Source organism: Mycolicibacterium lacusdiani (assembly GCF_021916785.1).
GTDB classification, from domain to species: Bacteria; Actinomycetota; Actinomycetes; order Mycobacteriales; family Mycobacteriaceae; genus Mycobacterium; species Mycobacterium lacusdiani.
Map to the genome: position 1 here is coordinate 240,951 of NZ_JAKCFC010000003.1, position 18,305 is coordinate 259,255.

The 18,305-nt window shown below is 68.3% G+C and carries 14 protein-coding genes; 3 read left to right on the plus strand and 11 right to left on the minus strand.

Features of this window, described 5'->3' with window-relative positions:
- Window positions 1–21 precede the first annotated feature (21 nt).
- From rpoB to LOK44_RS10910, 9 genes are all read right to left on the minus strand, one after another.
- Window positions 22–3,522, minus strand: a complete 3,501-nt coding sequence (gene rpoB, locus LOK44_RS10870) for a DNA-directed RNA polymerase subunit beta (protein ID WP_237570582.1) — start codon at window positions 3,520–3,522, stop codon at window positions 22–24.
- A gap of 392 nt (window positions 3,523–3,914) precedes the next feature.
- The gene (locus tag LOK44_RS10875) at window positions 3,915–6,047 is read right to left on the minus strand and encodes a lipocalin family protein (RefSeq protein WP_237569988.1); all 2,133 of its coding nucleotides are present in this window, start codon (window positions 6,045–6,047) and stop codon (window positions 3,915–3,917) included.
- Window positions 6,048–6,203: 156 nt separating this feature from the next.
- Window positions 6,204–6,953 carry a class I SAM-dependent methyltransferase gene (locus LOK44_RS10880; protein ID WP_237569989.1) on the minus strand — a complete coding sequence of 250 codons (750 nt, stop codon included), beginning with the start codon at window positions 6,951–6,953 and terminating at the stop codon, window positions 6,204–6,206.
- A gap of 18 nt (window positions 6,954–6,971) precedes the next feature.
- The gene (locus LOK44_RS10885; protein ID WP_237569990.1) at window positions 6,972–8,075 is read right to left on the minus strand and encodes an ABC transporter ATP-binding protein; all 1,104 of its coding nucleotides are present in this window, start codon (window positions 8,073–8,075) and stop codon (window positions 6,972–6,974) included.
- A 199-nt stretch (window positions 8,076–8,274) separates the two neighbouring features.
- Entirely contained in the window at window positions 8,275–8,664 is a 390-nt protein-coding gene (gene rplL / locus LOK44_RS10890) for a 50S ribosomal protein L7/L12 (protein ID WP_237569991.1), read from the minus strand.
- A gap of 47 nt (window positions 8,665–8,711) precedes the next feature.
- Complete coding sequence (gene rplJ / locus LOK44_RS10895; protein ID WP_237569992.1) at window positions 8,712–9,251, minus strand: 50S ribosomal protein L10; 540 nt, start codon at window positions 9,249–9,251, stop codon at window positions 8,712–8,714.
- A 285-nt stretch (window positions 9,252–9,536) separates the two neighbouring features.
- Window positions 9,537–10,463, minus strand: a complete 927-nt coding sequence (locus LOK44_RS10900; RefSeq protein WP_237569993.1) for an ROK family protein — start codon at window positions 10,461–10,463, stop codon at window positions 9,537–9,539.
- Complete coding sequence (locus tag LOK44_RS10905) at window positions 10,463–11,071, minus strand: DUF7158 domain-containing protein (protein ID WP_237569994.1); 609 nt, start codon at window positions 11,069–11,071, stop codon at window positions 10,463–10,465. Before LOK44_RS10905 ends, LOK44_RS10900 begins: the two co-directional genes overlap by 1 nt.
- Window positions 11,068–15,255: a glycoside hydrolase family 38 N-terminal domain-containing protein gene (locus LOK44_RS10910; RefSeq protein ID WP_237569995.1), complete on the minus strand. Its 4,188-nt coding sequence runs from the start codon at window positions 15,253–15,255 to the stop codon at window positions 11,068–11,070. Before LOK44_RS10910 ends, LOK44_RS10905 begins: the two co-directional genes overlap by 4 nt.
- 140 nt (window positions 15,256–15,395) lie before the next feature.
- Here LOK44_RS10910 and LOK44_RS10915 point away from each other — a divergent pair, with 140 nt between their 5' ends.
- Complete coding sequence (locus tag LOK44_RS10915) at window positions 15,396–15,557, plus strand: hypothetical protein (RefSeq protein ID WP_237569996.1); 162 nt, start codon at window positions 15,396–15,398, stop codon at window positions 15,555–15,557.
- Here the strand turns inward: LOK44_RS10915 and LOK44_RS10920 are convergent.
- Both LOK44_RS10920 and LOK44_RS10925 read right to left on the minus strand, forming a co-directional pair.
- Window positions 15,548–16,504, minus strand: coding sequence for a helix-turn-helix transcriptional regulator (locus LOK44_RS10920; RefSeq protein WP_237569997.1), 957 nt, complete (start codon window positions 16,502–16,504; stop codon window positions 15,548–15,550). The genes LOK44_RS10915 and LOK44_RS10920 overlap by 10 nt on opposite strands.
- Window positions 16,505–16,543: 39 nt before the next feature.
- Window positions 16,544–17,011, minus strand: coding sequence for a DUF2243 domain-containing protein (locus LOK44_RS10925; RefSeq protein ID WP_237569998.1), 468 nt, complete (start codon window positions 17,009–17,011; stop codon window positions 16,544–16,546).
- Between the two features lie 95 nt (window positions 17,012–17,106).
- On the opposite strand from LOK44_RS10925, the gene LOK44_RS10930 reads away from it, so the two are divergent.
- A complete protein-coding gene (locus LOK44_RS10930; protein ID WP_237569999.1) occupies window positions 17,107–17,667 on the plus strand; it encodes a DinB family protein in 561 nt (186 codons plus the stop codon).
- Window positions 17,667–18,263 (plus strand): DinB family protein, encoded by a 597-nt coding sequence (locus LOK44_RS10935; RefSeq protein WP_237570000.1) that lies wholly within the window; start codon window positions 17,667–17,669, stop codon window positions 18,261–18,263. The genes LOK44_RS10930 and LOK44_RS10935 overlap by 1 nt, the downstream gene beginning before the upstream one ends.
- Window positions 18,264–18,305 lie beyond the last annotated feature (42 nt).

An 18,305-nucleotide genomic window follows, 5' to 3' on the forward strand; every position in this document is an offset into this window, starting at 1 on the left:
GAAGTGGCTGGACGGAGGTCTCTATGCGAGATCTTCGACCGACGGGGACTCGTTGCGGGACAGGTTGATTCCCAGGTTCGCGGCAGCGCGTTCCAGGTCCTCGTCGTCGGTGTCGCGCATCTCGATCGCAGTGCCCTCACTGGAGAGCACCTCGACGTTGAGGCACAGCGACTGCAGCTCCTTGAGCAGCACCTTGAACGACTCGGGAATGCCCGGCTCGGGGATGTTCTCGCCCTTGACGATCGCCTCGTAGACCTTGACGCGACCGACGGTGTCGTCGGACTTGATCGTCAAGAGCTCCTGCAGCGTGTACGCCGCGCCGTAGGCCTGCATGGCCCAGCACTCCATCTCGCCGAACCGCTGACCACCGAACTGCGCCTTACCACCCAGCGGCTGCTGCGTGATCATCGAGTACGGGCCGGTCGAGCGGGCGTGGATCTTGTCGTCGACCAAGTGGTGCAGCTTCAGGATGTACATGTAGCCGACCGTCACCGGGTACGGGAACGGTTCGCCACTGCGGCCGTCGAACAGCTGCGACTTGCCTTGGGCGTTGACCATGACGTCGCCGTCGCGGTTGGGCAGCGTCGAGGCCAGCAGACCCTCCAGCTCGCCCTCGCGGGCACCGTCGAACACCGGGGTGGCGACGATGCTGTCCGGCTCGGACGTGAGCAGCCTCTCCGGCAGGTTCGCGGCCCACTCCGGGGTGCCCTCGGCGACGTTGATGTTCCAACCCGCCTTGGCCACCCAGCCCAGGTGCGTCTCGAGGATCTGGCCGATGTTCATCCGTCGCGGCACACCGTGCGTGTTCAGGATGATGTCGACCGGCGTGCCGTCCGGCATGAACGGCATGTCCTCGATCGGCAGGATCTTGCCGATGACGCCCTTGTTGCCGTGGCGTCCGGCGAGCTTGTCGCCGTCGGAGATCTTGCGCTTCTGGGCCACGTAGACGCGGACCAGCTCGTTGACGCCGGCGGGCAGCTCGTCGTCGTCCTCGCGTGAGAACACGCGGACGCCGATGACCTTGCCGGACTCACCGTGGGGCACCTTGAGAGACGTGTCGCGGACCTCGCGGGCCTTCTCGCCGAAGATGGCGCGCAGCAGGCGCTCCTCCGGGGTCAGCTCGGTCTCGCCCTTCGGCGTCACCTTGCCGACGAGGATGTCGCCGTCGCGGACCTCGGCGCCGATGCGGACGATGCCGCGCTCGTCGAGATCTGCCAGCACCTCGTCGGAGACGTTCGGGATGTCCCGGGTGATCTCCTCGGCGCCCAGCTTGGTGTCGCGCGCGTCGATCTCGTGCTCCTCGATGTGGATGGACGTCAGGACGTCCTCCTCGACCAGGCGCTGCGAGAGGATGATCGCGTCCTCGTAGTTGTGACCCTCCCACGGCATGACGGCGACGAGCAGGTTCTTGCCCAGCGCCATCTCACCGTTCTCGGTGCACGGACCGTCGGCGATGACCTGACCGGACTCGACACGCTGCCCCGAGTCCACGATCGGGCGCTGGTTGGCGCACGTGCCGTGGTTCGAGCGGGCGAACTTGCGCATCCGGTAGGTGTGCCGGGAGCCGTCGTCGGCCATCACGGTGACGTAGTCGGCCGAGACCTCCTCGACGACACCGGACTTCGCGGACACCACGACGTCGCCTGCATCGATCGCGGCACGCAACTCCATGCCCGTGCCGACCAGCGGTGCCTCGCTGCGCACCAGCGGAACCGCCTGGCGCTGCATGTTGGCACCCATGAGGGCGCGGTTGGCGTCGTCGTGCTCGAGGAACGGGATCATCGCCGTCGCGACCGACACCATCTGGCGCGGCGAGACGTCCATGTAGTCGACCTCGGCGGACGACACGTACTCGACCTCGCCGCCCTTGCGTCGGACCAGGATTCGGGTCTCGGTGAAGTTGCCGTCCTCGTCGATCGGCGAGTTGGCCTGCGCCACGACGTGGCGGTCCTCCTCGTCGGCGGTGAGGTGGTTGATCTCGTCGGTGACCTTGCCGTCGACGACCTTGCGGTAGGGCGTCTCGATGAAGCCGAACGGGTTCACCCTGGCGTAGACCGACAGCGAGCCGATCAGACCGATGTTCGGACCTTCCGGGGTCTCGATCGGGCACATGCGGCCGTAGTGGCTCGAGTGCACGTCGCGGACCTCGAGGCCGGCGCGCTCACGGGACAGACCGCCGGGGCCCAGCGCCGACAGGCGGCGCTTGTGGGTCAGACCCGACAGCGGGTTGTTCTGGTCCATGAACTGCGACAGCTGGCTGGTGCCGAAGAACTCCTTGATCGCCGCCACGACGGGACGGATGTTGATCAGGGTCTGCGGCGTGATCGCCTCGACGTCCTGGGTCGTCATGCGCTCACGCACGACGCGCTCCATGCGGGACAGGCCGACGCGGATCTGGTTCTGGATCAGCTCACCGACCGTACGCAGACGACGGTTGCCGAAGTGGTCGATGTCGTCGACCTCGACGGGAACCTCGATGCCGCCGGGGGCGGTCATGTAGGTGATCTGATCCTGCGGGGCCTCGTGCAGGCGCACCAGGTACTCGATGGTGGCCGCGATGTCCTCGGGCGTCAGCGTCGAGCTGGTGATCGGCACGCCGGGGTTGAGGCCCAGCTTCTTGTTGACCTTGTAGCGGCCGACGCGAGCCAGGTCGTAGCGCTTCTCCTTGAAGAACAGGTTCTCCAGCAGGGTCTGCGCCGACTCCTTGGTCGGCGGCTCGCCCGGGCGCAGCTTCCGGTAGATGTCCAGCAGGGCCTCGTCGGGACCGGCGGTGCTGTCCTTCTCGAGGGTCGACATCATGATCTCGGAGAAGCCGAAGCGCTCTGCGATCTGCTCGCTGGTCCAGCCGAGTGCCTTCAGCAGCACGGTGACCGGCTGGCGACGCTTGCGGTCGATGCGCACGCCGACGGTGGCGCGCTTGTCGACGTCGAACTCGAGCCAGGCGCCGCGACCGGGGATGACCTTCACGCTGGTGAGGTCGTTGTCGGTGGCCTTGTCCTTCGACTTGTCGAAGTACACGCCCGGCGAACGCACCAGCTGGCTCACCACGACACGCTCGGTGCCGTTGATGATGAAGGTGCCCTTCTCGGTCATCATCGGGAAGTCGCCCATGAAGACCGTCTGGCTCTTGATCTCACCGGTGGTGTTGTTGATGAACTCAGCGGTGACGAACAGCGGGGCTGCGTAGGTCTGGTCCTTCTCCTTGCAGTCGTCGACGGGTGCCTTCACCTCGTCGAACCGCGGGTCGGAGAAGCTCAGCGACAACGTGCCTGCGAAGTCCTCGATCGGCGAAAGTTCCTCGAGGACCTCTTCGAGGCCACCCTTGGGGTTCGGCTCGCCGCGCTCGATGGCCTTGGCGCGCCATCCTTCGCCGCCGATCAACCAATCGAAGGAGTCCGTCTGAACGTCGAGAAGCCCCGGAACCTCGAGAGGTTCGCGGAGCTTCGCGAAGGAGACTCGGTTGGGTGCTCCAGGAACGGAGTTATTGGGATCTACTGAACTGATCTGGCGAGAGGCCAAGATATGAGTCCTTCCAGCACCTCATGCGACTTCCGATGCCGGAGAACCGGACCGTGGCCGCTATATCTGCGTCGGTTCGGCTGGCTCCATCAGGCTTCCCGGAGCACGGCACGCGTCTAGATGCTGAGCAAGGGCTCAGGCTAGACGGTGTGCGAGTGAGGTGGGCAGGATGCAGCCAGCGCAACGTCCAACGATAGCGCAGGACGGCGCATTCCTCAACTAACGCATGCAGCGGCGAACAAGACGCTGGCTGGCGTTCCTAACTCGTGCATCCATGCTGACCAACAGATTGGCCCGTTTGCCGCCTCTCGTCAAGAGATAGAGCCGTGTCGGCTGTGGATTTCTCGATCTCGATCCGGCTCCTACCCCCGGCAGATTGCCGGTAGGCGCCGTCGTCAAACGGAGACGGCGACATTCGGCTCTGAGACCGCTGCTGGCTGACGAGTACGGGTGATCCAGCCGTTGACACCGTCGACGGACGCTCGGTCTAGCAGCTCCCGGTACAGCTCGTCGGAGACCACGCGGGTGCGGCTGAGCAAGAACCCGGTACGGCCGCGTGAATCACTCACGACCGCCCAGCTGTAGTCCGGCGCCAGGTCGACGATCCAGTAGTTGCCCGGCGGGGCCGCAGACGGCGACCCGAAGAAGGTGACGTTCAGCTTGTCGTTGGTGGCATTGACCGGCAGCGCCGTGCCGACGATGCGCGATTCGGGCCCACCGTCGAAGAAGTAGTTGCCCGAGTTCACGACCCGGATGGATCCGTCGGCGTTCAGGCTGTACACCGCGGTCGTGTTCACCAGACCGATCGAGAAGAACTGCTTCACGCTGCCGACCTCGTACCAGGTCCCCAGGTAGTCGTTCAGGTTCACGACCGGCGGCGGTCCGAGCACGACGCCGGCGGCCTGGCCCAGGATGATGTACTCGTCCGGCGCACCGTAGATGCCGTAGATGCCGTTGGTCGGCCCGAGGCCGGCGTACATGTCGTTGATCCAGCCGTCGGAGAGCGTGTACACGGCTTGGGTGTTGCCGGGGGGAGACCGCCGGATCAACAGCTGGCTGACGAAGTCGATGAGCGGCGACCCGCCGATCAAGGAGTCGACGTGCGAGCCGTTCGCCAGCGTGACGCCGACGAACTCGCCGGGTTTGAGCGCGACCAGGTCGGCCGTCGTCTGGCCGTTGGCGTTCCACGGCTGTGGCGGCGCCGCGACCTGGTACACCGGGATGTCGAGCGCTTCCAGGCTCGCCAACGCGTCAGCGAAGGTGCCGTTGGACGAGACGCCGTCGAACATCACCACGCCGAGGAGATCGTTGCTCCCGGGCCCGACGGCGTCGGCGTAGAAGCCGCCCGCGGCCGTGGCCAGTCCTCCGCCCGCCGAGTGCCCGGTGAGGACGAAGTTCTCCGGGAGCACGCCGTGGTAGCCCGCAGCCAGCGCGCTGGCGGTCAGCGACGTCCGGCTCGGGTCGACGAACAGCGCGGCCACGCCCTGCTGCATCGGGACTGCGCTGAGAGTGCAGCCAGCGCAGGTGAAGAAACCGAAGGACGGGATGTTCGGCACCACCACGATGCTGTTGGTGCGCTGCGCCAGGTCTTGCGCTTGGGCCGAGTACCAGAAGTTGGAGCCCAGGAAGCCGTGTTGCAGCAGCATCACGCCCTGGGCCTGAACGGTGCCGTCGGCCTGGGTCGGGAAGTACCAGTTGGCCGCACCGGTATAGGTAGAGCCGCCGACCGGGATCGCCAGGCTCGAGCTGCCGACCTTGACGCCGGTCACGCCGTTGATCGACGATGCGCCCGGCACGGGTACGGCCGGCACGCCCACGACGTAGACCGGCGCCGGTGGGAGGTTCGGCATCAACCCAAATGCCGACAGCAGGCTGATCACCACCGTGGCCAGCGGCCCTGGATTGGTTCGCAGGGGTGCGGCGAAGGCGGTGGGGGCCGCCAGGCTGCGACTATCACCTGTCATTTGAGCGGCGACGGGAACGGCCGGGGCTTCCTCGGTCACCACGGCGGGCTCGACCACGGCGGGCTTCACGATGACTGGCTCGACGATGGCTGGCTCGACTTCGGCTGGCTCGACGACGGCTGGCTGCACAGGCGCCGACGGCACGTTCTCCGGGGAGGACGCCGGAGGCTCGGCGTCGGTCGAGGTCTCGTCGTCGGTCGCGGTGACGGATTCGACCTTCGGTGCAGCCTCGACGGTCGTGGCGTCGTCGCGCCGCACTGTCACCGTGGACGCACTGATGGTGCTCACCGGCTTGTCGCTGCTCGTCGGCCCGGTACTCGAATCACCCCCGTGGTCAACGAGTTCCGGGATCGATGAGGGTTCGCTGGCGTCGGGCTGCGCATCCGGTTGCGAACCAGGCTCCGAACCGGGCTGCGCACCCGTCGTGGAGTCGGCCGACGACGCGGCCGCCCCGCCGTCGGAAGCATCGGACTCCGCGGAGGCCACTCCGTTGCCTGCACTCAGCGCGACGCATGCACCCGCCGCAGCGATCCACAGCGCACGCAGCATCTTCGTCGACGTCACGGCCGGACCATAGCCCCTGCCAACGACGTGGCGGGATCCAATTGCCGCCTACGTCAGAATTTCGACATGGAGTCCGCGGCCCGATGGGTGTGCGCTCCCGCGCCCGTCATCCAATGATGACGCGCCCGCGACCGACGCCGCTCCCCCGGCTGCGGCTCAGAGCCCGCGTCTACCGCTGACGGTCTGAGACGCGGCGGTCACCCGACACGCGACGTCGACCAGACCCGCGTCGCGCATCGCGTCGGTGATCTCGTCGGCGTCGAAGAGGCGTAGCGGCGCGATCCGCGAGGCAGCGACCTCGAGCTGGCGCACCGGTGCGGGGCCGCGGGCGCACGTCGTGAGTACCGCAATGCGCCCGCCGGGCTTGAGCACCCGGATCATGTCGCGCAGTGAGCCGAACGGGTCGTCCATCAGGTACAGCGCGCCGTAACAGCTCACCGCGTCGAAGGTGGCGTCGCCGAACGGTAGTTCCGAGCCGTCGGCCCGCACGTACGCCAGGGGATCCCCCGGCGGCGTATCGGAGACGGCGCGAGCCAGCATCGTCGGTGAGCTGTCGACCCCGACGACCAGACCGTCGGATCCCACCTGGCCGACGAACGTGCGCGTCGTGTTGCCGGGTCCGCAGGCGACGTCGAGCACGTAGTCGCCGGCATGGATGTCGAGCAGTCGAAGCTTCAGCCGGTCTTCGTCGGCGGTATTGCGCAACGTGAAGCCGAAGAACAGCACGGGGCGCCACAACCGCTCGTAGATGCGCGGCAGGAGCGTCGAACCCATGACGCGTTGAGCCGTCGACTGGGGCACGCGGTCCGCGCCCATGACGTCGAGGTATCCGTCCACGACAGACGCGGGTTCGGACAGCAGCGCGCGCACGCGAGTGAGCGCCGCCGAGTGTTCGGCGTCGGGCATCAGTAGGGGTACCGGAGGCTAGGCCTCGCGCTGCACCGGGATCGACGCGGTGGGCGCCTCTTCGTCGGTGCGGTGGCGCGACGTGGTGTCGTCCGCGGCGTAGGAGCCGTTCCCGTGGCCGTTGCCGTTGCGGTCGCGGTTGTCGGTTCCGTCGAGGCTGTCGCGGATGGCTTCCTGCGCAGCCGGCGGCAGGGTGTGCATGATCTCGCGCACACGGGCCTGGCGGCGACCGACGGCCTTGCGCTCGGGCATGCCGGGGGTGGCCATGACCTGCGGCGGCACGCCTTCGATCTCGTCGGTGCCACCGTCGTGGTGACCCGCGTCGACCATGGCCTGCTCCTCGGCCATCGTGCCTTCATCCTTCTCCTCGGACATGCCGATGGGGCCGATGCGGCGACCGTTGAGGAACTGCTTGACCACCGGCTCGTCGGAGGTCAGCAGTACCTCGCGCGGGCCGAACATCACCAGGTGCTTGCGGAACAGCATGCCCATGTTGTCGGGCACCGTGCGAGCGATGTTGATGTTGTGCGTCACGATCAGGATCGTGCAGTCGATCTGGGCGTTGATGTCGATCAACAGCTGAGACAGATACGCCGTACGCACCGGGTCCAGACCCGAGTCGGGCTCGTCGCAGAGGATGATCTTCGGGTCGAGCACCAGCGAGCGGGCCAGCCCGGCGCGCTTGCGCATACCGCCGGAGATCTCACCCGGGAACTTGGTCTCGTCGCCGGCCAGACCGACCAGGTCGAGCTTCTCCATCACGATCTGACGGATCTCGGATTCCTTCTTCTTCGTGTGCTCACGAAGTGGGAATGCCGTGTTGTCGTAAAGGCTCATCGAGCCGAACAGCGCGCCGTCCTGGAACATCACACCGAACAGCGTGCGAATCTCGTAGAGCTCCTTGGCGGAGCACTCGATGATGTTGGTGCCGTCGACGATGATCTTGCCGCGCTCGGGGCGCAGCAGGCCGATGAGCGACTTCAGGAACACCGACTTACCGGTACCCGACGGGCCGAGCAGAACGCTGACCTCGCCGGCGGGAATGTCGAACGTGACGTCTTCCCAGATTCGCTGGGAACCGAAGGACTTGGTCAGTCCCTCAACCTGAATGCCGATGCCCACGCGCGATCCTTCCGCCACTGTTTCGTTCCACCACGACACCTGCCTGTGGCTTGAGTCACTGTAGCCTACGAGCGAAACCGGCAACACCGTATGGGCCGGTCGGCCGCAGTACTCCCGTAAACGCAACTGTGGGGCCGACCTGTTTGCCAGGTCGACCCCACAGGATGCGCTTGTCGGCTCCGCCGACGTGCGCGGTGAGCTACTTGACGGTCACCGTGGCGCCGGCAGCCTCGAGCTTGGCCTTGGCGTCGTCGGCGGCCTCCTTGGCGACCTTCTCGAGCAGTGCCTTGGGGGCGCTGTCGACGAGATCCTTGGCCTCCTTGAGGCCCAGGCCGGACACGATCTCGCGGACGACCTTGATGACGCCGATCTTCTTCTCGCCGGCACCCTCGAGGATGACGTCGAACTCGCTCTGCTCTTCAGCGGCCTCGGCGGGCGCGCCACCGGCGGGGCCGGCAGCTGCGACGGCGACCGGGGCGGCCGCGGTGACGTCGAAGGTCTCCTCGAACTGCTTCACGAACTCGGAGAGCTCGAGCAGGGTCATTTCCTTGAAGGCGTCGAGCAATTCATCGGTGCTGAGCTTGGCCATGTGAATGGTCCTTCCTTACTTGTGTGCTGTTTGTGGTGGTGTACGGGTCATGCGGCGGGGTCGGACGATTCCGACCCGGCCTTCTTCTCTTGCAGAGCTGCGGCCAGACGTGCGATCTGGGACGCGGGCGCAGTGAACAGCGCCGCGGCCTGGGACTGCTTGGCCTTCATGGCGCCTGCCAGCTTGGACAGGAGCACCTCGCGCGACTCGAGGTCCGCGATGCGGTTGACCTCGTCCACGGAGAGCGCGCGGCCCTCCATGTAGCCGCCCTTGACGATCAGGGCCTTGTTGTCCTTGGCGAACTTCTTGATCGCCTTGGCGGCGTCGACCGGCTCACCGTTGATGAACGCGATCGCGGTCGGTCCGGTGAACAGGTCGTCGAGGCCGTCGACGCCGGCCTCGCTCGCCGCCCGCTTCACCAGGGTGTTCTTGGCGACGGTGTAGGTGGTGCCGTCTCCCAGCGACCTGCGCAGCTCGGCAAGATGGGCAACCGTCAAGCCGCGGTACTCGGTGACGACGGTGGCCGTCGACTCCTTGAACTTCTCGGCGATGTCGGCGACCGCTGTGGCCTTGTCAGCCTTGGCCATGCTTGCCTCCTCGTGTTGGGTGGATGTCCACCGACCAACGGGGCGCGAGGGGCTGGGGAGCCTGGAAACGAAAAGCGCCCCGACACAGACAGGTCGGGGCGCACGTGTTGACGTCTACCTCGTCCTCCTGCGTGGGCCGCCTGGCAATCCAGGACCTTCAACCGATTTCTCGGTGACCGACGGTCTTCGGTGGAACGGGCCAAGAGTAGCGGATCGGCAGCCCATCAGCCAAAACGCGGCCTCACCCCGTGCGATTTCGGCGCGGATGTCCGCGATGAGCGCGGGTCAGCGCGCCGAAATCGCGAGGGCGGCGGCGCCGACCAGGCCCGCGTCACCACCGAGTTCGGCGCGGACAACGCGCAGGTCGCGGATGAAGGTCAGCCCGGCGTAGTCGTCGAGCGCCTCGTATAGCGGGTCGAAGAGCAGCGGTCCGGACTTGGCCACCCCGCCGCCGATCACCACGAGGTCCAGGTCGCAGACCGCAGCCACCGACGCGATGGTCGCTGCGACGGCTGTGCCGCCACGCCGGAATGCGCGCAGCGCGATGGCGTCGCCAGCGGTGGCGGCATCGGCGAGGTCCTTGGCGTCGGCCTCGGGCGGGGCGTCCCACCCGTTGGCGCGCGCCCAGCGGGCGAGGTTCGGTCCCGATGCGATGGTCTCGGCACAGCCCTTGCCGCCACACGTGCACGGCCCGCCGTCGGGGTCGACGACGACGTGGCCGACGTGGCCCGCGTTCCCGGTGCGGCCGTCGTACGGTGCGCCGTCGAGGACGAGTCCGCCGCCGATGCCGGTCGAGACGACCATGCCGAGGAGGAAGTCCGCTCCCCTGCCCGCCCCGCGCCACCGCTCGCCCAGCGCCATGCACAGTCCGTCACCGCCGAGCCGGACCGGAACACCGGTGGCGGCGGCCACCCGTTCGACGATCGGGAACTGCTGCCACGCGGTGATGTTGATGGGACTCACCGTCCCGGTCGGCAGGTCGATGGGTCCTGCCGACGAGATGCCGACCCCGTCGACCGAGCCGCCCGCGATGCGCAGTGCGTCGACGATGAGCGCCTCGGCGACCGCCCATATCGCCTGCGCATCGGTCTTGGGTGTGGGTTGCTGCTCGCGGTGCACAAGGGTGCCGTCGGGGTCGACGAGTCCGACGGCGATCTTGGTACCACCCACGTCGACGGCGAGTGTCAGTCCACCCGCGGAGGAGGCGGCCATCAGTGCTTGTGCGTGTTGTCGGGCTGGCGGGGGTCGCCGGGGTGTTCGTAGCCCGGTGCGAGCGCGACGAGTTCGGCCCGCTTGGCGTCTAGCCACAGGCGGAACCGCCGCCGTCGGGCGGATGCCAGCAGGTGTGCGGCCACCGCGAGCCGGGCCTCGTCGAGGGTTTGGGGCACGGGGGGATGATGCCACCTGCCGTCGACGACGACCGGAGTGCTGAACCGACTCGGGTTGCGCGCGTGGTACTCCGCGACCTCGGCGTCGTCGATCCGGACGTCTGCGGTGACGCGCACGAACACCGCACGCGCGCGCCGAGCCCGCAGCACAGACGCGGCGATGCTGCCGATCTCGAGGCGCGCCGCCGTGTCGGGCAGGAGGTCGTCCTCGGCGGGCACGTCGCCGGGTGTGACGTTTACGGGTTCGGCCTCGACGACGCGTTCGGCGACGATGAGCTGGGTCAGCCAGCGGCGCAGCTGTCGCCCCTCGCTGGTGTCGGGCCTGGGTAGCGCTGACGCCAATACCGTTGCGCGCAGCTCGATTTCGCGATCGTCCACCTCGGCGACGGTGACGACTCGGCCGGCGACAGTGGCAGCGACGGGCGTACTCATCGCACCGTCACCGCGACCGCGGGCGTGTAGAGCAGGTGGCCTGCGCACGCGACTCGAACCAGCGCCCACCATTGGCCGGGTCGCACCCAGGCCGGCGGCGACACGTCGAAGTTCAGCCGAGCCGTTCCACCGGCGGGCAGTTCTGCGCCGACGGCCGATGGTCCGACCCACTCCCAGGTACCCCATGGGCTGATGAGGTGCGCTTCGAGGGAGAGGTCGGCCCTCGCGTCGGTTCCCACGGTGACGCTCAGGGTGGCGCTGCCGCCCGCCGCGACGTCGATGGGCTCGGGGCCATCGACGAGGCGGAGCACGTCATCGGTGACGTCGCCGACGGTGATCCAGCAGACGTCCTCGACGAGTTGCCGCCACGACGGGGGTATGTCGGAGTGGCCGGTGACGGCGAGTTCCGCGCGGATTGGGTAGCGGCCGGGGGCGGCATCCGCCGAAATGTCGATGGAGACGGCGGTTTCCAGGTATTCGCCGGGCGGCAGCAGGAACGGGAGTTCGTCGGGCGTCGCGGACACACCGGTTGGGCACACCAACCGCACGTGGCCGTGCAGGGTGGCGTCAGTGCAATCACTGGCCGCGGTGAGCCGCAGCGCGACGGTCGAGCCGGGCGCCGCGGTCACGCGTTGAGGGTCCAGGTGCGCGACGGCGGGCAGCCCACCCATGGGGGCGGGACCGCGGTTGTGCAGCCAGTACCTGGCGTAGAGCGGTTGCGCCGCTTCGGCTTCCGCGACGAGGACGACCGGCCCGCTGCTGTCGAGCCGCGGCAGGTTCAGTTCGGCGTGAATGCTGGCGATCTCGTAGCCGTGCAGCGCCGCCCCGGCCGCACTGGTCAAGGGACTCTCGAGGAGGTCGACCCGTTGCGCCGCGGACACCGAGCGCAGCCCCGACCGCAACGACACCTCGGTCGACCGGCCGTGGGTCTCGACCAGGCGCAGCGTGATGCCGTCCTCGGGCTCGACGTGTCTGCTGTTGCCGTGGGCGATGGCGTTGCCCGCGACCTTGCACGCGGCCAGCGCGACCTGGCCTGCTGGTTCGACCTCGAGCATCGAGCCCCACGCAGGCAATCCGCCCGCGCCGTCCCGGTGTCGCGAGACGACCCCGAGCAGTGGCTGGGAGTACTCCGCGCTGCGGGCGGGCAGGCCGGCGTCGCGCCAGTCGCCCACCGAGGCCACCAGCGCGTAGTCGAAGTCGTGAGTCCAGTGCTGTAGCTGGAAGTTCGAGCCGTCGGGCGCCGTGCGGCGGGGCGGGTCGATCCACGTCCCGGACGGCCAGCCGGTGCACGATCGCATCAGCGACGTGTGCAGTGTGCCGTCCGAGTCGACGGCGAAGCTGGGCACGCCGCGGTTCATGACCGCGACCGTCCGTGCGTCGAATTCGCCGATGCCGTGGGGGGTCTGCTGCGCGACGGTGATCTCCGCGTCGGCGAGGTCGTCGACCACCGCGGCGATCACCGACTCGTCCCCGGCCAGCACCAGGACGGGCAGTGCCCTGACGTCGCGCAGGTCGGCACCGGGTACCCAGCACTCGGCCAGCGCGCGTGACGCCGGAACCCACACTCGCGCCACGCCGGACTCGTCGAGTTGGCGCCGCACCTCGGTGGCGTAGGCGGGGTCGGCAGCCGCTAGCACGGCCGCGGTGAAGGCGTTGACGTCGGGCCCGCCCAGAACAATTCGCGCATCGGGCAGGTTGGAGTCCACGGTGAGGTCGCCGTAGCGCGGTTTGTCGGCGTGGCTGCAGGTGGTCGTGACTCCGGCGCGCACCAGCGCGACCGAGAGGTCCCGCACCGCCGACGACGCCTCCGCACCGACCGGTGTCACGATCTCGGCCACCGATATCGCGCGGACGCCGCCCCCGCCGGTACCCGCCCCACGAACCCGGATGCGCAGCGCCGACGACAGGCCAAACCACCCGTAGGCCGGGTTGTCGAGTGTGTAGGGATGTTGGGCGCTGTCCACTGCGTGCGCGTGATCGCCGGGTTCGTGCATCAGTCCGAAGCCACGGCCGATCACGGCATCCCCGACCTCGCTGACGGGCATCGCGCCGGGCACCGGACACGGCCAGCGCAGGCGCAGCAGCGCGTCCTGCCCGGTGAATTCGTCGACCGTGGTGCGGCAGTCCACCCGGTCGACGTCACGCCACAGCGTGATGGTCTGCGTGTAGCGCAGCACGCCCTCGATCCGGCCGTGGACGGTCAGCCGCTCTCCCAGCGCGCAGCGTTCGGCCCGGACCTCCGCGGTGCCGTTCGACGACGTGCGCAGTGGGCCCTTCGGCAGCAGGTGCCACGGCCCCTCCCCCGCTTCCGGGTGGGCGGGGTACTCGTCGTAGACGGCCAGCTCGTTGCCGACCCTGCCCTCGGCGATGAGTTGCCGGCCCGCGGCCGTCCAGGACGTCACGCCACCGCCGCGCGCGGCGTCGACCCGGATCCGGTGGTGCGCATTGTGAATCTCGTTGCCTGGCATCGTCTCCCACGCAGACGGCGCTCCGCCGGCCGTCCGGTGGGCGCGCCACCCCATCGACGGCACGTCGCGTGCGAGCCAGCTGACGGTGTGGCCGCCGTGCTCGATCAGCGTCGGCACCACGGTGCCGTCGGTGTCGATCATCGCGCCGGTGAACGGCTCGCCGAAGTGGACCGTGACGACATCGGTGCGGTTGTGCGCCAATGGGTTCCACACGACGACGTCGCCCTCGACCGCGCCGGTCAGCACGTCCAGTGCGCTGTCGCGGGCCGCTCGGCCGAGATCCCACGCGTCGCGCCAGCTGGTCAGGAGGTCGAGGTACACCTGGTCGGACTCCGAGCCGGTGATCGCGTCGTGGTGCGCCCCGTACGCCAGTTGCACCCACGCCTTGGCCAGGGCCGAATGCGGATAGGCCGCTCCGGCGATCAGGCCGGCGAACACCGCGAACCGCTCGGCCTGCAGGACGGCGTGTTCGGCAGCGCGGTTGGCCTGCTTGGTGTCGACGTAGGAGACGTCCTTGCCGGTGTAGATCGGATTCATGTCGCGGGTCTGCGGGGCGGGAGCAGCACCGCGCTCGTCGAGTTCGGTCCGGACGGCGGCGAAGAACTCGCTGGGCAGCGCGCAGACGAAGCGCGGCCATGTGTAGCGGGCGTTCCAGTCGCGGTGAATCTCGGTGACCCACTTGTTCGGTGGCGTGTAGTCGGTGCCGACGGGGAGCAGCACGTTGCGGGTCAGCGCGACCTTCTTGAGTCCGGCGAACAACGCGTAGGTGGCGGCCTCCGCCTCGGCGAGCGTCGGCGATGAGTCCATCCACCAGCCTGCCGCGTAGTGGGCGGGCATGTAGTGGGTCAGCAGGCCGCGTCCCGACGGGGCGAGCCACTCGAACTCGCTGGCGAACTGCATTCGCTCGGGATCGCCGTCACCGGCCATCGGTCCCCACTGATGGTGCGGACCACGCGCCCACGAACTGGACGTGAGACCCGCGTCGGCGGCCATGCCGGGGAACTGCGGGTCGTGCCCGAAAACGTCGAGCTGCCATGCGGTGGCGGGATTGGCGCCCATCACGTCTCGTTGAAAGCCGATGCCGTGCACGAAGTTCCGGATGGCCGTCTCGGGACTGGTCAGGTTGGTGTTGGGTTCGTTGTAGGTGCCGCCCATCACCTCGACGCGACCGTCGGCGATCATGCGGCGCAGCTCCGCGCGGTCCTCGGGTCGGGCGTCCCAGTAGGGCTTGAGGTAGTCGACCTCGGCGAGCACGAACTTGTATTCCGGTTCGCGGCGGGCCATGTCGAGGTGGGCGGCCACCAGGTCGAAGCCATTGGTCTGGCGGCAGCGTCCCGGCGGGTCCTCGGTCCAGGTGCTCGTGTAGGCGGCCTGGGTGTTCCACCACACGGGGTCGTAGTGGAAGTGGCTGATCATGTACATCGTCCAGCCGGGTTCGGCGTCGACGAACGTGAACGGGGCGGAGGCGTCGCCGACCACCACCCGTGCATCCCGCGCACGGCCGGGCGTCGGATCCGTGACGGTGACCCCAACTTCAAGGAATTTTGCGCCCGACGACGCGGGTACGTCATCGCACGTGAGACCGTCACCGTCGATGCGCACGGCCGCGGCGGCCGAACCCGGCGGCAGGTGGACCCGCACCACCTGCCGAAGCGCGTCCTCGGGCCCGACGAACAGGTCGGTCGACTCGGCTGACACCTCGGGGACGACGGCCATGAGCGCACTGTACGGTCGGCGTCCGCTTCCTCGCGAGAGAACCGTGCGCCGGCGTTGGGCAGCAATTCATTTCACCGTCAGCCGACGTGTGCATTTCGTGACGTGCCGGGTCGGTCGAAATCTGTCACAGTGGTGTCATTGTGAACGAATACGACACGGCACCCGGGCCGACGCCGAAGAGGCGCGATCCGCTCTCGCTGGGTTTCGAGGCGCATCGCGGACTGCTGCTGCTCCGGTTACGGCTGCACCACGCCACCAGTACCCGCCGCAAGTCCCGTCGCGCGTCGAGCACTCACCCCTGAGCCGCGCGCCGTAGGCGTTCGGCCACCACGGTCACGGCCTCGGCGACCTCGGGTGGCTCCAGGACCTCGAAGTCGATGCCGGGCATCGCCAGCCACGGCACCATGTGCGCGGGGTCGTCGGCGCCCGTGGTGACGATGCACTGCGCGGGTCCGTCGGGTTGGACCTGTACTGCGGTGGCAGGGAACGCGGCGGCGATGACGTCGGCCGACGCGAAGTACCGGATGCGGGCGACATAGGGGTAGGACGACGTGCTGACGGCGCGGCGTACGTAGTCCGCCGCGTCGGGCGCCTCGCGCGGGGTGAACGTGCTGCCGACTGCCTTGACGTCGGCCATCCGGTCGAGCCGCAGGCTGCGCCAGTCGTCCTTGTCGCGGTCGAAGGCGAGCACGTACCAGCGCCTGCCGGTGGTGACCAGTTGATAGGGCTCGAGGCGGCGCTGCGTGGCGTTGCCCCGGACGTCGACGTAGCCGGCGGTGACGTGTTCGTGGTCGCGGCTGGCGCGGGCCAGGGTCATGAGGACGTCGGGTTCGACCGGGGTGTCTCCCTGTCCGGACGTCAGGGTGACGGTGGCGTCGTGCACCGCGGCGACCTGCGACCGCAGGCGGGCTGGCATCACCTGGTCGAGTTTGGACAGTGCGCGCAGCGCCGATTCGCCGACGCCTGCGACGCTGCCACCTGCGGCCACGCGAAGGCAGACCGCCATGGCGACGGCTTCCTCGGGATCGAGCAGCAGGGGTGGCAGAGCGGCGCCCGCGCCGAGTTGGTAGCCGCCGCCGTGGCCCTTGCTGGCGTGTACGGGATAGCCCAGGTCGCGGAGGCGGTCGACGTCGCGGCGCACGCTGCGTCCGGTGACGCCGAGGCGCTCGGCGAGTTCTTCACCCGTCCACACCCGTCGTGACTGCAGCAGGCCGAGCAACTGCAGGACACGGCCGGTGGTCTCGGACACGGCCCCAGCGTGCCAGACATAGCGGACCGTTCCGGTCCTCTAACTCGAGACGGTCTCCAACTGCCGCACGCCTCGGCGGTGCAGCAGCCAGCCGAAGCCGATCAGGACGAGGCCGAACGCCAGGAAGCCGAGGTCCCATGCCAGGGGGCCGCCGAGGTCGTCGCGTACGTGGTGCACTTCGAGCAGCACGTGGTCGATCAGACCCTCGACGACGTTGAACACGCCCCAGCCCGCGAGTAGCAGCCCGAAGTGGAACGACCAGTTGGGCGCCAGTCGGCGTTGCCGCCAGGACACGACGGTCATGGTGGAGCCTGCCATGACGAGCAGCCACGTGCCGACGTGGAAGAGGCCGTCTGCCACGACGTTCATCTCGAGGCCTGCCAGCGTGTCCGGCGATCGCGTGCTGCTGATCATGTGGTGCCACTGCAGGATCTCGTGCAGCACGATGCCGTCGACGAAGCCGCCGAGCCCGAGGCCGAGCAGCAGACCGGGAGCCTTCGACGGCATCTGATTCACGTTCACCGCATGCCCGCGGCACGCCGGTTCATGCAATCCGAACTCATAGGACCGAAACTGTCCTATGCGGGTGCGACGCTTATGCCATGCCCGACACGACGACCCTCACCTCGCAATTGACGGATCAGCTTGAGTTCCACTGGACGCAACAGTTGCGCCCCCGGCTCGACGGCCTCTCCGACGACGAGTACTTCTGGCAGCCGGTCGGCGATTGCTGGACGGTGCATCCCGATGGCGGCATCGACTTCAGCTATCCGCCACCTCGACCGGAGCCGTTCACCACGATCGCGTGGCGGATGGCCCACGTCATCGTCGGGGTATTCGCGATGCGCAGCCATTCCCACTTCGGCGGCCCGCCGGCGTCCTACGAGTCGTGGCCGTATGCCACCGATGCCGCGACGGCACTACAGCAGCTCGACGACGAGTACGCCCGCTGGATCTCGGGTGTGCGCAGCCTCGACGACGACGGCCTGGCCCGGCCGTGCGGGCCTGCCGAGGGTCCGTACGCCGACCATCCGATGAGCGCGCTGGTCCTGCACATCAACCGCGAAGTGATCCATCACGGCGCCGAGATGGCGCTCCTGCGCGACCTGTACGTCCACAGCAGCAACACCAACACCAACACCAACACCGAGGAGAACCACTGATGCCCGGAATGCCCCCACCCGCCGACGGCGAGCGCCAGACGCTCATCGAGTTCCTCGCGTTCAACCAGAACGCGTTCTTCTCGGTCGCGCACGGACTGACCGACGAGCAGGCCCGGTCCACGCCGTCGGTGAGCGCCCTGTCGATCGGCGGGCTGATCAAGCACGCCGCCTTCGTCCAGCGTGGGTGGGCCGAGCGCGCCGCCTGCGCGCCCGAGTTCCCGCCGCCGGATCCTCGCCCGTTCCAGGAGCAGATGGCCGGATACCAGGACCAGCACGTCATGCGTGACGACGAGAACCTGGTCGATCTGCTCGAGGACCTCCGCAAGGCCAACGACGAGGTCCTCGCGGTGTTCGCCGAGAAGGATCTCGACACCCAGGTTCCGGTGCCGGGCGACGTGCCCTGGTTCCCGAAGGACGTCGAGAGCTGGCCGGTGCGCTGGGTGGCACTGCACCTGATCGAGGAGTTGACCAGGCACGCCGGGCACGCCGACATCATTCGCGAGTCGATCGATCGCGCAACGATGTACGAGCTGATGGCCGCGCACGAGGAATGGCCGGAGACCGACTTCATCAAGCGGTGGCGGCCGGCCAGTTGACGCCGGTAAGGTGACAACAGACGTTGCCAAACCTGGGGAGCC

Coding starts and splice junctions, on each gene's coding strand:
- rplJ (WP_237569992.1), bottom strand. CDS start 9,251: ATGGCCAAGGCTGACAAGGCCACAGCGGTCGCCGACATCGCCGAGAAG.
- LOK44_RS10900 (WP_237569993.1), bottom strand. CDS start 10,463: ATGGCCGCCTCCTCCGCGGGTGGACTGACACTCGCCGTCGACGTGGGT.
- rplL (WP_237569991.1), bottom strand. CDS start 8,664: ATGGCCAAGCTCAGCACCGATGAATTGCTCGACGCCTTCAAGGAAATG.
- LOK44_RS10930 (WP_237569999.1), top strand. CDS start 17,107: ATGCCCGACACGACGACCCTCACCTCGCAATTGACGGATCAGCTTGAG.
- LOK44_RS10910 (WP_237569995.1), bottom strand. CDS start 15,255: ATGGCCGTCGTCCCCGAGGTGTCAGCCGAGTCGACCGACCTGTTCGTC.
- LOK44_RS10935 (WP_237570000.1), top strand. CDS start 17,667: ATGCCCGGAATGCCCCCACCCGCCGACGGCGAGCGCCAGACGCTCATC.
- LOK44_RS10905 (WP_237569994.1), bottom strand. CDS start 11,071: ATGAGTACGCCCGTCGCTGCCACTGTCGCCGGCCGAGTCGTCACCGTC.
- LOK44_RS10880 (WP_237569989.1), bottom strand. CDS start 6,953: ATGCCCGACGCCGAACACTCGGCGGCGCTCACTCGCGTGCGCGCGCTG.
- LOK44_RS10925 (WP_237569998.1), bottom strand. CDS start 17,011: ATGCCGTCGAAGGCTCCCGGTCTGCTGCTCGGCCTCGGGCTCGGCGGC.